Below are 13,933 nucleotides of genomic sequence, written 5' to 3'. Positions count from 1 at the left end.
GGGGGCTCCCTCAGGAGCCGCCGCCCGGCCTGTCCACCAGCTCGATCTGGTCCACCGCGTTGCACCACCGGCAGCGCACCTGCTCGATGGTCTCACTGACCACCTCGCGGTCCTCCACCTTGGGCTCACCGGCCAGGTCAAGATGTATGTACTCGACAACTTTCGACGAGCGCGTCACATCGAACCGGGTGAGATTGCCGCAGAGCGTGCAGCGCCACCGGGTGTCGGCGGTCGGCATGGGAACCGTCGTCATACGTGCGTCCTCTTCGTTCGTACTGTCTCGGTCGCGGTGCGCCATCGAACTGCGGATGTACTCCCCGCAACCCTACGGCCTACGGGATACCCCGGGGGCGGACCTGCCGACCGTACGGGGCCCGGCGAGGCGATCTGCCCGATTGCGTCCGGTTGGGTCATGCTCGGTCAATGTTCAAGTGGCGGGATGCACCCGGACGGAAGGCGCCGGGGCGGCGCGGGGACGCGCCCGGCGGGCCGGTGGTGACGTACGGCCTGATCGGCGTCTGCTGCCTGGTCTTCCTGCTGAGCCCCGTCTCCGGGCTCGATCCGGCCTATGGGACCGGCGACAACCTCCTCGCCGCCCAGAGCGCGTACTTCGAACACTGGGGCGTCGTCCCGACCGAACTGATGACCGGTACGGCAGGAGCCCTGCTCACCCCGCTCACCGCGCTCTTCATCCACGCGAACTGGCTGCATCTGCTGGGCAACATGCTGTTCCTCTACGTCTTCGGCGCGATGGCCGAGGAACGCATGGGGCGCCTGCACTTCACCGTCTTCTATGTGGTGAGCGGCTACCTCGCCCTGACGGCCTACGCCCTCACCCACTCGGGCTCCGACCAGACCCTGGTGGGCGCGTCGGGTGCGATCTCGGCGGTGCTCGGGGCCTTCCTGGGCCTCTTCCCCCGGGCCCGGGTGACGAGCATCTTCCCGTTCCTGCTTTTCCTGCCGCTGCGCTTCCCCGCCTGGATCGTGCTGGTCTTCTGGTTCGTCCTGCAGTGGCTGGCGGCCGGGCAGCAGTCCGGCACCGGTCCGGGGGTCGCCTACACGGCCCATCTGGTGGGGTTCTCGCTGGGCTTCGGCTACGCGGCGGTGCGGTACTGGCGTACGACTAGAGTGAAACTCCCAGCGACGGCCACCGAGGGAGAAAGCAAGCCGTGATCACCGCGATCGTGCTCATCAAGACCAGCGTGGACCGGATCCCCGAGATCGCCGAATCGCTCGCCGCCCTGGAGAACATCAGCGAGGTCTACTCCGTCACAGGGACGTACGACCTGATCGCACTGGTCCGGGTGGCCCGCCACGACGATCTGGCGGACATCATCCCCGGCCGGATCAGCAAGATCCCCGGGGTGGAGGCCACAGACACGCATGTGGCGTTCCGTACCTACTCGCAGCACGACCTGGAAGCGGCTTTCGCCATCGGCCTGGACGCCTGAGGGTCGCGGCCGCCCGGCGCGGCGAGGCCCTGAGACCCCGCCGCGCCTGGCGGCCGTACGCAATCCCCGTCGGCGCGGTCAGACGGCCGGCACGCAGCGGCCGTCCTCGGTGCGGTAGTTCCAGCGGGCACCGTCCCGCACGAGTTCCTTCACCGCACCCACGAAGCGCTCCACGTGCTCGTCCGGCGTACCGGCGCCGAAGCTCACCCGGACGGCGTTGAGTGAGCGCTCGCCCGGCTCGCCCTCCGGGGCACCGCACTCGCCCTGGTCCTGCGGGTCGCTGCCGAGCAGGGTACGGACGAGCGGGTGGGCGCAGAACAGTCCGTCGCGCACCCCGATGCCGTACTCGGCGGAGAGCGCCGCGGCGAAGTGCGAGCTGTTCCAGCCGTCCACCACGAAGGAGATGACACCGACCCGCGGGGCGTCGTCACCGAAGAGCGAGAGGACCTGGACCGCCTCCACTTCGCGGAGCCCGTCGAGGACCTTGCGGACCAGCGTCTGCTCGCGCTCGACCAAGGAGTCGAAGCCGGCGTCGGTGAGCGCCCGGCAGGCGGACGCGATGGAGTGGACGCCGATGACGTTGGGCGATCCGGCCTCGTGGCGGGCGGCCGTGGTGTGCCACTCGACGTCGACACCCCCGTCGGCACGCCGGGCCACGCTGCGGGAGGCGCCGCCGCCCGCGAGGTACGGCTCGGCGGCGAGCAGCCAGTCGGAGCGGCCGGCGAGGACCCCGGAGCCGAACGGCGCGTACAGCTTGTGGCCGGAGAAGGCGACCCAGTCGACGTCGAGCGCCGCGATGTCCACGGGGTGGTGCGGTGCGAGCTGCGCCGCGTCCAGCACGATGCGCGCCCCGTGGGCGTGGGCGGCGGCCGCCAGCTCCTTGACCGGCCACAGCTCACCGGTGACGTTGGACGCGCCCGTGACACAGACCAGAGCGGGTGCCTCCGGCGTCGTACGGTCCGCCAGTGCGCGCTCCAGGGTCTCGACGGCCTGCCGCGGGGTGCGCGGGGCGTTGAGGTAGGTCACGGCGGCGTCCCGCCAGGGCAGCAGCGATGCGTGGTGCTCAGTCTCGAAGACGAAGACCTCACAGCCCGCCGGGACCACCGCGGCCAGCAGATTGAGCGAGTCCGTGGTCGAACGGGTGAAGACGACCTGGTCGTCCGGGCGGCAGCCGAGGAACTCGGCGACAGTCGTCCGGCTGTTCTCGAAGAGGTCGGTGGAGAGCTGCGAGAGGTACCCGGCGCCGCGGTGCACGCTGCCGTAGTACGGGGCGTACGCCGCCACGTCGTCCCAGACGCGCTGGAGTGCCGGGGCGCTCGCCGCGTAGTCCAGTGCCGCGTAGGTGACCTCGCCGCCGATGACGAGCGGGACCAGGACGTCCCTTCCGAGGACGGGGAGGTTCCCGGAGGAATCCTTACAAACCGACGCGTTGACGGCAGCACTGGGAACAGACATGACGAACTCCCGGAAAAAGGCAGGCGAATTCACTGCGCGTGCCACACGCGACAGTGCAAGGAAGGGGTGCGGAGAAGGGGCCTACTGCCCTAACGCATTCGCTGAACCACGGAAGAACTCCCTCGACGACCAGGATCCCTGTCGAGGGATCCGCGCTTGCCGAGGACTTCACTGCCCACGGCCTGGTCTTCACCCAGGGCACCCCGCCACGGACGGAGGGTTGCCGGACAGCGGGCTGGGGCCGTAGTCGCTGTCACTCATGACCTGCAGAGGATCCTGCCATACGTATCCGGACGTGCCAAGGCGCAGTCCACAGCCTGAGACCGGCAGCCGGCCGGAGGCTGCGCGACTGCGCCCTGGGTGTCCGGTACCCGAGTGCCCCGGGGGCTCAGGTGTTGCTGGCCGCGACCCAGCGTTCCAGCGCCCCGGCCGCCGCCCCCGAGTCGATGGACTCGGTGGCCCGGGCGATGCCCGCCGCGATCCGCTCGTTGAGGGATCCGGGGCCCGGGTCCAGCGCGACCAGCGCGGCTGCCGAGTTCAGCAGGACCGCGTCCCGTACCGGCCCGTCCTCACCGGCCAGCAGCCTGCGGGCCACATCCGCGTTGTACGACGAGTCGCCGCCGCGCAGCGCCTCCACCGGGACCAGTCCGATGCCCACGTCGCGCGGGTCGAAGGTATCCTCGCGCACCGTGCCGTCCGCCACCGTCCAGACCCTGGACGTGGCGGTGGTGGTCAGCTCGTCCAGCCCGTCGTCACCCCGGAACACCAGGGCGGACGAACCGCGCTCGGCCAGCACCCCCGCGATGATGGGCGCCACCCGCGCGTCGGAGACACCGGTCGCCTGCGCCCGGACCTTCGCCGGGTTGGTGAGCGGACCCAGGAAGTTGAAGGTGGTGCGGATGCCCAACTCCTTCCGGGCGGCGGCCACATAGCGCAGCGCGGGGTGGAACTTCACCGCGAAGCAGTAGGTGATGCCCGCCTCTTCGGCGACCTCGGCCACCCGCTCCGGCGCCAGCTGGAGATTGACGCCCAGCTTCTCCAGGACGTCGGACGCCCCGCTCTGGGACGACGCCGCGCGGTTGCCGTGCTTGACGACCTTGGCGCCGGTGCCCGCCACGACGATGGAGGACATGGTCGAGATGTTCACGGTGTTGGCGCCGTCGCCGCCGGTGCCGACGATGTCCACGCTCGGGCCCGGTACGTCGATCAGCCTGGCGTGCGCGTACATCGCCCGGACCAGGCCGCTGATCTCCGCGACCGTCTCGCCCTTGGCCCGCAGGGCGACCACGAACCCGGCGATCTGCGCGTCCGTCGCCTCACCACGCATGATGCGGTCCATCGCCCAGGCGGTGGCGTCCGCACTCTGGTCGATGCCGCGCAGCAGGGAGTCGAGAACGCCCGGCCATGAGTGGGCCGCCACGCTGTCGCCGCCGACCGGGGTCACAACGCTCATGGTCCACTCCTGGGTCCACCGCCGAATAGGGATACGGCCAGCTTATCCAGCTCCGGGGAACAGCGAAGAGCCCCGTCCATCGAATGGGCGGGGCTCCTGCTGTGGCGACTTTTCAGTCGGTCAGGTGATCAGTGGTGACCGTGGCCGCTGGTGATCTCCTTGTACTCGTCGGCAGTGGGCTTCTCGATCTGGTTGTGCTCGCCGTAGTAGCCCCTGCTCAGCTTGGCGCGGACCCGGGTCAGACGGGACACCTTGCGCGCGACACCGTTCTCGTCGACCTCGGGGCCGATCTCGAGCGGCTGGTACTGCTCGTGCGCGGTGAGCGTGTGCAGCTGTGCGGCCTTGAGCGGCTCGTGCACCTCGATGAACTCACCGTGCGGCAGGCGCTTGATGACGCCGGACTCGCGTCCGTGCAGCACCTTCTCCCGGTCACGACGCTGCAGACCCAGGCACCAGCGCTTGGCGACGATGAACGCGATGACCGGGCCGACGAACATCCCGACCCGGACGAACCAGGTGATCGCGTTGATCGACAGATCGAAGTGCGTGGCCCAGAGGTCGTTGCCGCCGCCGACGAGCAGGATCAGGTAGAGCGTGATCCAGGCGACGCCGAGACCCGTACGCGTGGGGGCGTTGCGCGGGCGGTCCAGGATGTGGTGCTCGCGCTTGTCCCCGGTGATCCAGGACTCGATGAACGGATAGACGCCGATACCGACCAGGACCAGCGGGAAGACCACGATCGGGATGAACACGCCCAGGACGAGTGTGTGACCCCAGGCGTTGATCTCCCAGCCCGGCATGATGCGGACGAGCCCCTCCGAGAAGCCCATGTACCAGTCGGGCTGGGCGCCGGTCGACACCTGGTCCGGACGGTACGGGCCGATCTCCCAGATCGGGTTGATCGAGGCGATCGCGGCCATGGCCGCGATGACACCGAAGACCAGGAAGAAGAAGCCTCCGGCCTTGGCCATGTAGACCGGCAGCAGGGGCATACCGACGACGTTGTTGTTCGTCTTGCCCGGACCCGCGAACTGCGTGTGCTTGTGGTAGAAGACCAGGATCAGGTGGCCTACCAGCAGACCGAGCATGATGCCCGGCAGCAGCAGTACGTGGACCGAGTAGAACCGGGAGACGAAGTCGCCGCCGGGGAACTCACCGCCGTACAGGAACATCGACGCGTACGAGCCGACGATCGGGATGGAGAGCATGACGCCCTCCATGAACCGCACACCCGTTCCGGAGAGCAGGTCGTCCGGGAGGGAGTAGCCGGTGAAGCCGGTGAACATCCCGAGCACCAGCAGCAGGAAGCCGAAGAGCCAGTTGATCTCGCGCGGCTTGCGGAAGGCGCCCGTGAAGAACACGCGCATCATGTGCACCAGCATGCCGGCCAGGAAGACCAGCGCGGCCCAGTGGTGGATCTGCCGGATGAGCAGACCGCCGCGGACCTCCAGGCTGATGTTCACCGTCGAGGCGTAGGCCTCGGACATGTGGATGCCCTGGAGCGGCACGTACGGGCCGTCGTAGACGACCTCGTTCATGCTCGGGTGGAAGAACAGCGTCAGATAGACACCCGTGAGGATGATGATGATGAAGGTGTAGAGGCAGATCTCCCCGAGCATGAAGGACCAGTGGTCCGGGAAGATCTTGCGCATGTTGGTCTTGGCCAGGCCGTAGATGCCCAGACGGCCGTCGGCCCAGTCGGCCACCCGCTCGCCGGCGGGCGCCTTGCGCTGTGTATCCGTCACGGTGCTCATCCGCGCTCCCAGAAAGCAGGACCGACGGGCTCTGCGAAGTCGCCGAGCGCTTCGAGATTACCCTCGCCGTTCACACCGATCCGCAGCTGCGGAAGCGGGTGGCCGGCCGGGCCGAAGATGACGCGGGCGCCGTCGGACAGGTCGAAGGTGGACTGGTGGCACGGGCAGAGCACGTGGTGCGTCTGCTGCTCGTACAGGCTGATCGGGCAGCCGACGTGGGTGCAGATCTTCGAGAACGCGACGATGCCCTCGTGGGCCCACTCGCGCTCCTTCTTGTCCTTGATGTTCTCCGGCTGGATACGGACGATCATCAGGGCAGCCTTGGCGATCTGCGTCTGGAAGTCCTCGTCGGACTCCGAGAGGCCCTGCGGCATGGCGAACGTCAGCGAACCGACGGCCACGTCCTCGGGACGCAGCGGCTGGTTGGTGTTCATGTTGATGAGCACCTTGCCGCGCGCCCACAGCGTCTTGCGGAGCTTCTTCTCCGGCAGCGGGCCCAGGTCGCGCAGCAGCATCACACCGGCGAGCGGGACCATGGCCATGGCGCCGAACATCGTGGTGCGGATCAGCTTGCGGCGGCCGAGGCCGGACTCGGCGGCGCCTGCCGCGAAGTCGGCCAGGACCTGCGCCTTGACCTCGGCCGGGGCCTCGATCGGGTGACGGTCGGCCGGCATCTCGACGTCCGACATCAGCGTGCGGGCCCAGTGGACCGCGCCGGCGCCGATGGTGAAGAGCGCCACGCCCAGGGTCAGACCCAGGGAGAAGTTGAGCGCGCTCACGTGCCCGAACGGGAAGACAAAGATGATCTTGTCGACGGGGAAGATCACATAGGACGCGATGAACCCGATCGTCGCCAGCATCGAGAGCGTGAACAGGAAGGCGACCACGCGCTCGGAGCGCTTGGCGGCTCGCTCGTCGATGTCCTGGATACGCGGCCTGTGGGCCGGCAGCCCCGGGTCCGCGAACGGGTCGTCCGCGGTCTTCACCGCGCCGTGCGCGGGGTCCTGCTCGCTCGGCAGGTTCTCTTCGGAATTCTCTTGGCTACTCATGACTTCTTGGCCTTAGCGGTGTGGGCCGCGACCCAGATGGCAACTGCGATCAGCGCACCGAGTCCGAAGATCCAGCCGAACAGACCCTCACTGACCGGACCGAGGCCGCCCAGCTTGAGGCCGCCCTCGCTGGCGGAGTTGTCGCCGTTGACGGTCTTGATGTACGCGATGATGTTCTGCTTCTGCTTCTCCGGCATCGTGGTGTCGGGGAAGTTCGGCATGCTCTGCGGGCCGGTCTGCATGGCCTCGTAGATGTGCTTCGGATCCACGCCCTCAAGGCTCGGGGCGTACTTGCCGTGCGTCAGAGCACCGCCCTCACCCGTGAAGTTGTGGCACTGGGCGCAGTTGGTGCGGAAGAGGTCGCCACCTGCTGCGGTGTCGGCGCCCTGGTCGCTGTACTGCTTCGGGGTCGGCGCGATGGGTCCGGCACCGAGGGAGGCCACGTACGCGGCGAGCTGGTCGATCTCGCCCTGCGAGTAGATGACCTTCTTCCTCGGCACCTGCGCGCCGGGCTGCTGGGCAGGCATACGGCCGGTGCCCACCTGGAAGTCCACGGCGGCTGAGCCGACGCCGACCAGGCTGGGGGCATCGGATGAGCCCTGGCCGCCCATTCCGTGGCAGCTTGCGCAGCCCACGGAGAACAGCTTCTTGCCCTCACTGATGGCGAGGGACTGGGAGGTGTCGTCGGCCTGCGCCTTGCCCGCGGGAGCGAACGCGGCGTACAGCCCCCCGGTGGCCGCCAGCGCGAGGAGTAGGACGACGACCGCCGCCAGCGGGTGGCGTCGTCGTGCGGAGAGCTTTTTCACGGATTACCCCGGTGTCAGGATCTTCTGCGTCGGTGCTTGCTGGATGAGTGGGGCGTCGGGCCCGATTACTGGATCAGGTAGATCGTCGCGAAGAGGCCGATCCACACGACATCGACGAAGTGCCAGTAGTAGGACACGACGATGGCTGCGGTCGCCTGCTGGTGCGTGAATCTCTTGGCCGCGTATGTCCTGCCGAGAACGAACAGGAAGGCGATCAGGCCGCCTGTCACATGCAAGCCGTGGAAGCCGGTGGTCAGGTAGAACACCGAGCCGTACGGGTCGGAGGACAGCGAGAGGCCGTCATCCTTCACCAGGCTGGTGTACTCGAAGATCTGGCCTCCGATGAAGATCGCACCCATCACGAACGTGATCGAGAACCACGAGCGCAACTTCTTCACATCGCCGCGCTCGGCGGCGAAGACGCCGAGCTGGCATGTGAGAGAAGAGAGCACAAGGATCGTGGTGTTCGTCGCCGAGAAAGGAACGTTCAGCGAGGACGCCATATCCTTCCAGTGCTCGGGACCCGTCACCGATCGCAGGGTGAAGTACATCGCGAAGAGGGCCGCGAAGAACATCAGCTCGGAACTCAACCAGATGATGGTTCCGACGCTGGTGAGGTTCGGCCGATTGACCGACGGGTGCGCGTGCCCGGTTTCTACTGTCGTTGCTGTCGCCACGACCGACATTATGTCGGTCGCTTATCCCGCCCTCACCCTGGGGGGTGCCGTTCGGTGTGTCAGCGGCTCGTGTCCAGCCCTAACGGCCCATCGCGAGGCGGTCCGTAACGGTGTTGACGGGGTGTCGGACGGAGTAGCATCCGCGCCAGGGTCCGGCCTCAACGGGCCCCGCGGGCCCGGCAGATCCCGCTGATCCCGAAGACACAGCCGTCACGGAGGAACAATGCAGCCGAGCGCCACGGTCCTGGTCTACAGCGACGACGCGAACACCCGGGAGCAGGTACGGCTCGCGGCGGGTCGCAGGCCGGCGTCGGACGTGCCGCCGGTGCAGTACCTGGAGTGCGCGACGCTCGACGCGGTCCTCAGCGCCCTGGACAAGGGCGGTATCGACGCCTGTGTGCTGGACGGTGAGTCGGTCCCCGCGGGCGGTATGGGCGTCTGCCGGCAGATCAAGGACGAGGTCTTCCGGTGCCCGCCCGTGCTGCTGCTGATCGGCCGCCCGCAGGACGCCTGGCTGGCCACCTGGAGCCGCGCGGACGCCGCGGTGACCCTTCCGGTGGAGCCGGTGGAGTTCGCGGCCGCACTGGCCGCTCTGGTGCGTGAAAGGCTCGGCGCGGGCACCGTGTCCGCGGGGTCCTGACGGGTCCTGAACAGGGGCCCCTGACCCTCCCCCGCGGAAGCACGGCGCCGGTTGCTGCTCAGAGCGCGGCGGGCCGCAGCCGGGCCGTCTGCGCGGGGGTCTCCGTGTTCTGCTTTCCGCCCGTCAGCGCGCTGCCCTTGGCCCACTTGGCCCAGGAGAGGTTCCAGTCGCCGTAGCCGTTGTCGAACGGGGTCATCGTGTCGCCGTCGCTGCCGACGACCGAGACTATGTCCCCCTGGCGCACGTGGTTGAAGAACCACTCGGCGTTGCTCGTGCTCATGCCGGTGCAGCCGTGGCTGGTGTTGGCGGATCCCTGCGACCCCTCGGACCAGGGCGCGGCGTGCACGTACTCACCGCTGAGTGTGACCTGTGTCGCGTAGTAGACCGGCAGGTCGTACGAGTCGGAGCTGCCGGCGGCTATCCCGATGCTGGAACTGGTCATCCGTACGTAGTACGTCTTGCCCAGTACGACCTTGACTCCGTTGCGGGTGGAGAAGCCCGGCTTGCCGGTGGTCACCGGGATGGTGTTGATCACATGGCCGTCGCGCTTGACCGTCATCTCGTGGGCGGAGGCGTCGGTTATCGCCTCCAGACGGTCCCCCGTCCTCAGCCTGAGCGGCTTGGCCGCGCCGCCGTAGAGCTTGTCGCTGACCTTTATGCCGTTGAGATTGCTGTGCACGCTGACCGTGGCGTGCGCGGGCCAGTACTCCTTGGGCCGGTAGTGCAGCGTCTTGCTGTCCACCCAGTACCAGGCGCCGTCGACGGAGGGCACCGAGTCCACCTTCAGAGCGCGCTCGACCTGCGCCCTGGCCTTCTTGTCCTTTACCGGGGCGCTGAGTTGGGCGGTGACGGGCTGGCCCACGCCGTACTCCCCCGCCTTGGGACCGAAGGTGACGTTCAGCCGGTTGGAGGCGGGCTTGGTGTCGAACGCCATCGTCCGGTTGCCGGGTGCGCCCTGGTCGTCCTCGGTGGCGACCCGGACCGTGTAGTGCACGCCTGCGGCCAGCGGAACGGTGCTGTGCCACCGCTTGCCGTCGGCGGAGAGTTCGCCTGCCAGCTGGCGTCCTGTGCTGTCGGTGGCCGTCACATCGGTGATGCGGCCGTCGTCATCCTTGGAGGTGACTTCGAGCGGCTTGTCGGGGTCGGCCTTGCCGTCGCCCTTGGGGCCGTTGAAGGAAATCGAATCGGCCGCGTCGAACGGCGAGGCGGAGAGCGGATTGCTGCCGGAACCGCCGCACGCGGTCGCCGTTGCCCCAAGGGACACGACCAGCAGCGTGCAGCTCAGGACCGTACGGATTCGAGGTGCATGGCTCATATGCACACGTTAAGAAGATCCCCTGGTAACGGCACGCCGGATGACTGCAAACGAGGAGGCCCGGACACCTGATTGGCGTCCGGGCCTCCTCGTACGGTCCAGCGGTGGGGCTCAGCCCCTACTGGTTCTGGTTCTCTCCGCGGTAGAACTCGAAGACCCAGCCCCAGAGGCCGACCACCACGAGCGGGGCCGAGAAGTACAGCAGCCACCAGCCCATGGCGATGGCCAGGAAGGCGAGCGCGCCGCCGACGGCCAGGAAGATCGGCTGCCAGCTGTGCGGGGCGAAGAAGCCCACCTCACCGGCGTCGTCCGCGACGTCGGCCTCCTTGTTGTCCATCGCGCCGGCGTCGATCCGCCTGGCCGTGAAGGCCAGGTAGAAGCCGATCATGATGCTCAGCCCGAAGGCCATGAAGAGGGCCGTCGTTCCGGCTGCCTCCTTCGACCACACGCCGTAGACGACCGCCACGACGAGGATGAAGACGGCCAGCCAGATGAACATCTTGCCTTGGACCTTCACTTGCCTGCCTCCTTGCCGCCGGACAGGACCTTGTCACCGGAGCCGTGGTTCTCGAGCTGGTCGAGAGCCGCGATCTCCGGGTGGTGCAGGTCGAACGCCGGGGATTCGGAGCGGATCCTCGGAAGGGTCGTGAAGTTGTGCCGGGGCGGCGGGCAGGACGTCGCCCATTCGAGCGAGCGCCCGTAGCCCCACGGGTCGTCGACCTCGATCTTCTTGCCGTACTTGGCGGTCTTCCAGACGTTGTACAGGAACGGCAGGATCGACAGGCCCAGCAGGAAGGAGCTGATGGTCGAGATGGTGTTCAGCGTGGTGAAGCCGTCAACGGCGAGGTAGTCCGCGTACCGCCGCGGCATACCCTCGACACCCAGCCAGTGCTGCACCAGGAACGTGCCGTGGAAGCCCACGAACAGCGTCCAGAAGGTGATCTTGCCGAGCCGCTCGTCCAGCATCTTGCCCGTGAACTTCGGCCACCAGAAGTGGAATCCGGAGAACATCGCGAAGACGACGGTCCCGAACACCACGTAGTGGAAGTGCGCGACCACGAAGTACGAGTCGGACACATGGAAGTCCATCGGGGGCGAGGCCAGGATGACGCCGGTCAGACCACCGAAGGTGAAGGTGATCAGGAAGCCGACGGCCCAGAGCATCGGTGTCTCGAAGGACAGCGAGCCCTTCCACATCGTGCCGATCCAGTTGAAGAACTTCACACCGGTCGGCACCGCGATCAGGAAGGTCATGAAGGAGAAGAACGGCAGGAGCACACCGCCGGTGACGTACATGTGGTGGGCCCACACCGTCACCGAGAGCCCGGCGATCGAGATCGTCGCTGCGATCAGGCCGATGTATCCGAACATCGGCTTTCTCGAGAACACCGGAATCACTTCGGAAATAATTCCGAAGAATGGCAGCGCGATGATGTACACCTCTGGATGGCCGAAGAACCAGAAGAGGTGTTGCCATAGGAGCGCGCCGCCATTTGACGCATCGAATACATGAGCGCCGAACTTGCGGTCCGCCTCCAGCGCGAAGAGTGCTGCGGCGAGTACGGGGAAGGCCAGCAGCACGAGCACGGCGGTCAGCAGCACGTTCCACACGAAGATCGGCATACGGAACATCGTCATGCCGGGGGCGCGCATACAGATGATCGTGGTGATGAAGTTGACCGAACCGAGGATCGTGCCGAAGCCGGAGAAGGCCAGGCCCATGATCCACATGTCGGCGCCGACACCCGGTGACCGGACGGCGTCCGACAGCGGGGAGTAGGCGAACCAGCCGAAGTCGGCCGCGCCCTGCGGGGTGATGAAACCACCGACCGCGATGAGCGAGCCGAAGAGGTACAGCCAGTACGCGAACATGTTCAGCCGCGGGAACGCCACATCGGGCGCCCCGATCTGCAACGGCATGATCCAGTTCGCGAACCCGGCGAAGAGCGGCGTCGCGAACATCAGCAGCATGATCGTGCCGTGCATCGTGAACGCCTGGTTGAACTGCTCGTTCGACACGATCTGCGTACCCGGACGGGCCAGCTCGGCGCGCATGACGAGCGCCAGCACACCGCCGATGCAGAAGAAGGCGAACGATGTGACCAGATACATCGTGCCGATCGTCTTGTGATCAGTGGTGGTCATCCACTTGATGACGATGTTTCCCGGCTCTTTGCGCCGTACCGGCAGCTCGCTCTCGTAGGAGTCGCCTGCTGCCGCGGCACCCTGAGGTTCGTTGAGGATGCTCACAGGTTGTTCGTCTCCGCGTTCTTGGCGTGGCCAGTCTGCGCGATCCCGGCGGGGATGTAGCCGTTCTGGTGCTTGGTCGCCAGGTCCTTGAGGTGCTGCTTGTAGCGCTCCGGGGAGACGACCTTCACATTGAAGAGCATCCGGGAGTGGTCTACGCCGCACAGCTCAGCGCACTTGCCCAGGAAGGTGCCCTCCTGGTTGGGGGTCACCTCGAAGGAGTTGGTGTGGCCCGGGACAACGTCCATCTTCATGAGGAACGGCACCACCCAGAAGTCGTGGATGACGTCGCGCGAAGTGAGAACGAAGCGGACCTTCTCGCCCTTGGGCAGCCAGAGGGTCGGCCCCGGGTTGCCGGTCTGCGGGTTCCGGGAGGCCGGCGTGCCGACGTCGTAGACGCCTTCGGCTCCCTTGGGGAATTCCTTGGTGAAGCGGTCCGGGATATCGGACAGCTCTGTGGTCTTCGCCGCGTTGCCCGTGGACGGGTTGCCGTCCACGTCCTCCACGTAGTTGAAGCCCCAGCTCCACTGGAAGCCGACCACGTTGATCGTGTGGGCGGGCTTCGCCGAGAGACTGAGGACCTTCGACTCATCACGCGCGGTGAAGTAGAAGAGCACCGAGACGATGATCAGAGGGACCACGGTGTACAACGCCTCGATCGGCATGTTGTACCGGGTCTGCGGAGGTACCTCCACCTTGGTCCGGCTTCGCCGGTGGAAGATGACACTCCAGATGATCAGCCCCCACACCAGCACGCCCGTGGCGAGCGCTGCCGCCCACGAGCCCTGCCAGAGGGAGAGGATCCGAGGTGCCTCTTCCGTTACCGGGGTGGGCATACCAAGGCGGGGGAAATCCTTGTACGAGCAACCGGTAGCGGTCACAAGGATCAGGCCCGCAGTCAGCACCTGCGGCAGCTTCCGCCGCATCGGGCGCCGCGACGAGCGGTCGGAGCCGTTGGGACTCACGTAGCGCCTTCCCGAGAGTCTCGCCCGGGCGGCCGGCTGCGGCCGCATCAGGTCGGTCGCCGGTCCTGCTCGGGCAGGGGTTTGGATGTTTATGCGGACCAAACCCTACTGGAGGCCATTT

At 67.1% G+C, this 13,933-nt stretch carries 14 protein-coding genes and 1 riboswitch; of the genes, 3 read left to right on the top strand and 11 right to left on the bottom strand.

The window, feature by feature from the left end:
- Nucleotides 1-10: 10 nt before the first annotated feature.
- Complete coding sequence (locus OG452_RS26655) at nt 11-253, bottom strand: hypothetical protein (RefSeq protein ID WP_327298103.1); 243 nt, start codon at nt 251-253, stop codon at nt 11-13.
- A 170-nt stretch (nt 254-423) separates the two neighbouring features.
- On the opposite strand from OG452_RS26655, the gene OG452_RS26650 reads away from it, so the two are divergent.
- Together OG452_RS26650 and OG452_RS26645 are read left to right on the top strand one after the other, a co-directional pair.
- Complete coding sequence (locus tag OG452_RS26650; protein ID WP_327298102.1) at nt 424-1,173, top strand: rhomboid family intramembrane serine protease; 750 nt, start codon at nt 424-426, stop codon at nt 1,171-1,173.
- Nucleotides 1,170-1,451 (top strand): Lrp/AsnC ligand binding domain-containing protein, encoded by a 282-nt coding sequence (locus tag OG452_RS26645; RefSeq protein WP_164264247.1) that lies wholly within the window; start codon nt 1,170-1,172, stop codon nt 1,449-1,451. The genes OG452_RS26650 and OG452_RS26645 overlap by 4 nt, the downstream gene beginning before the upstream one ends.
- 78 nt (nt 1,452-1,529) lie before the next feature.
- On the opposite strand, the gene OG452_RS26640 is transcribed toward OG452_RS26645, so the two are convergent.
- From OG452_RS26640 to ctaE, 6 genes are all read right to left on the bottom strand, one after another.
- A complete protein-coding gene (locus OG452_RS26640; protein ID WP_327298101.1) occupies nt 1,530-2,906 on the bottom strand; it encodes an aminotransferase class V-fold PLP-dependent enzyme in 1,377 nt (458 codons plus the stop codon).
- Nucleotides 2,907-3,053: 147 nt separating this feature from the next.
- A riboswitch (SAM riboswitch) is annotated at nt 3,054-3,171 on the bottom strand.
- A 123-nt stretch (nt 3,172-3,294) separates the two neighbouring features.
- Nucleotides 3,295-4,359 (bottom strand): anthranilate phosphoribosyltransferase, encoded by a 1,065-nt coding sequence (trpD, locus tag OG452_RS26635; protein WP_327298100.1) that lies wholly within the window; start codon nt 4,357-4,359, stop codon nt 3,295-3,297.
- A 128-nt stretch (nt 4,360-4,487) separates the two neighbouring features.
- Complete coding sequence (qcrB, locus tag OG452_RS26630; protein WP_327298099.1) at nt 4,488-6,113, bottom strand: cytochrome bc1 complex cytochrome b subunit; 1,626 nt, start codon at nt 6,111-6,113, stop codon at nt 4,488-4,490.
- The gene (qcrA, locus tag OG452_RS26625; protein ID WP_327298098.1) at nt 6,110-7,162 is read right to left on the bottom strand and encodes a cytochrome bc1 complex Rieske iron-sulfur subunit; all 1,053 of its coding nucleotides are present in this window, start codon (nt 7,160-7,162) and stop codon (nt 6,110-6,112) included. The genes qcrB and qcrA overlap by 4 nt, the downstream gene beginning before the upstream one ends.
- Nucleotides 7,159-7,968, bottom strand: a complete 810-nt coding sequence (gene qcrC, locus OG452_RS26620; RefSeq protein ID WP_327298097.1) for a cytochrome bc1 complex diheme cytochrome c subunit — start codon at nt 7,966-7,968, stop codon at nt 7,159-7,161. The genes qcrA and qcrC overlap by 4 nt, the downstream gene beginning before the upstream one ends.
- 65 nt (nt 7,969-8,033) lie before the next feature.
- Nucleotides 8,034-8,654, bottom strand: coding sequence for an aa3-type cytochrome oxidase subunit III (ctaE, locus tag OG452_RS26615; RefSeq protein WP_327298096.1), 621 nt, complete (start codon nt 8,652-8,654; stop codon nt 8,034-8,036).
- A gap of 214 nt (nt 8,655-8,868) precedes the next feature.
- Between ctaE and OG452_RS26610 the strand changes: the two genes are divergently transcribed.
- Nucleotides 8,869-9,285, top strand: coding sequence for a hypothetical protein (locus OG452_RS26610; protein WP_327298095.1), 417 nt, complete (start codon nt 8,869-8,871; stop codon nt 9,283-9,285).
- A 58-nt stretch (nt 9,286-9,343) separates the two neighbouring features.
- On the opposite strand, the gene OG452_RS26605 is transcribed toward OG452_RS26610, so the two are convergent.
- The 4 genes from OG452_RS26605 to ctaC all read right to left on the bottom strand — a co-directional run bounded on the left by OG452_RS26605 (nt 9,344) and on the right by ctaC (nt 13,812).
- Nucleotides 9,344-10,600, bottom strand: a complete 1,257-nt coding sequence (locus OG452_RS26605; RefSeq protein WP_327298094.1) for a L,D-transpeptidase — start codon at nt 10,598-10,600, stop codon at nt 9,344-9,346.
- Between the two features lie 118 nt (nt 10,601-10,718).
- Entirely contained in the window at nt 10,719-11,117 is a 399-nt protein-coding gene (locus OG452_RS26600; RefSeq protein ID WP_327298093.1) for a cytochrome c oxidase subunit 4, read from the bottom strand.
- The gene (gene ctaD / locus OG452_RS26595) at nt 11,114-12,850 is read right to left on the bottom strand and encodes an aa3-type cytochrome oxidase subunit I (protein WP_327298092.1); all 1,737 of its coding nucleotides are present in this window, start codon (nt 12,848-12,850) and stop codon (nt 11,114-11,116) included. The genes OG452_RS26600 and ctaD overlap by 4 nt, the downstream gene beginning before the upstream one ends.
- Nucleotides 12,847-13,812: an aa3-type cytochrome oxidase subunit II gene (gene ctaC / locus OG452_RS26590; RefSeq protein WP_327298091.1), complete on the bottom strand. Its 966-nt coding sequence runs from the start codon at nt 13,810-13,812 to the stop codon at nt 12,847-12,849. The genes ctaD and ctaC overlap by 4 nt, the downstream gene beginning before the upstream one ends.
- Nucleotides 13,813-13,933: the final 121 nt, after the last annotated feature.

The organism is Streptomyces sp. NBC_01197 (assembly GCF_036010505.1).
Classification (GTDB): domain Bacteria; phylum Actinomycetota; class Actinomycetes; order Streptomycetales; family Streptomycetaceae; genus Streptomyces.
The sequence above is the reverse complement of the archived record's forward strand: the minus strand, read 5'-3'. Positions and strand labels throughout refer to the sequence as shown.

Coding starts and splice junctions, on each gene's coding strand:
- OG452_RS26605 (WP_327298094.1), bottom strand. CDS start 10,600: ATGAGCCATGCACCTCGAATCCGTACGGTCCTGAGCTGCACGCTGCTG.
- qcrB (WP_327298099.1), bottom strand. CDS start 6,113: ATGAGCACCGTGACGGATACACAGCGCAAGGCGCCCGCCGGCGAGCGG.
- ctaE (WP_327298096.1), bottom strand. CDS start 8,654: ATGTCGGTCGTGGCGACAGCAACGACAGTAGAAACCGGGCACGCGCAC.
- OG452_RS26650 (WP_327298102.1), top strand. CDS start 424: ATGTTCAAGTGGCGGGATGCACCCGGACGGAAGGCGCCGGGGCGGCGC.
- OG452_RS26610 (WP_327298095.1), top strand. CDS start 8,869: ATGCAGCCGAGCGCCACGGTCCTGGTCTACAGCGACGACGCGAACACC.
- trpD (WP_327298100.1), bottom strand. CDS start 4,359: ATGAGCGTTGTGACCCCGGTCGGCGGCGACAGCGTGGCGGCCCACTCA.
- OG452_RS26640 (WP_327298101.1), bottom strand. CDS start 2,906: ATGTCTGTTCCCAGTGCTGCCGTCAACGCGTCGGTTTGTAAGGATTCC.
- OG452_RS26655 (WP_327298103.1), bottom strand. CDS start 253: ATGACGACGGTTCCCATGCCGACCGCCGACACCCGGTGGCGCTGCACG.
- qcrA (WP_327298098.1), bottom strand. CDS start 7,162: ATGAGTAGCCAAGAGAATTCCGAAGAGAACCTGCCGAGCGAGCAGGAC.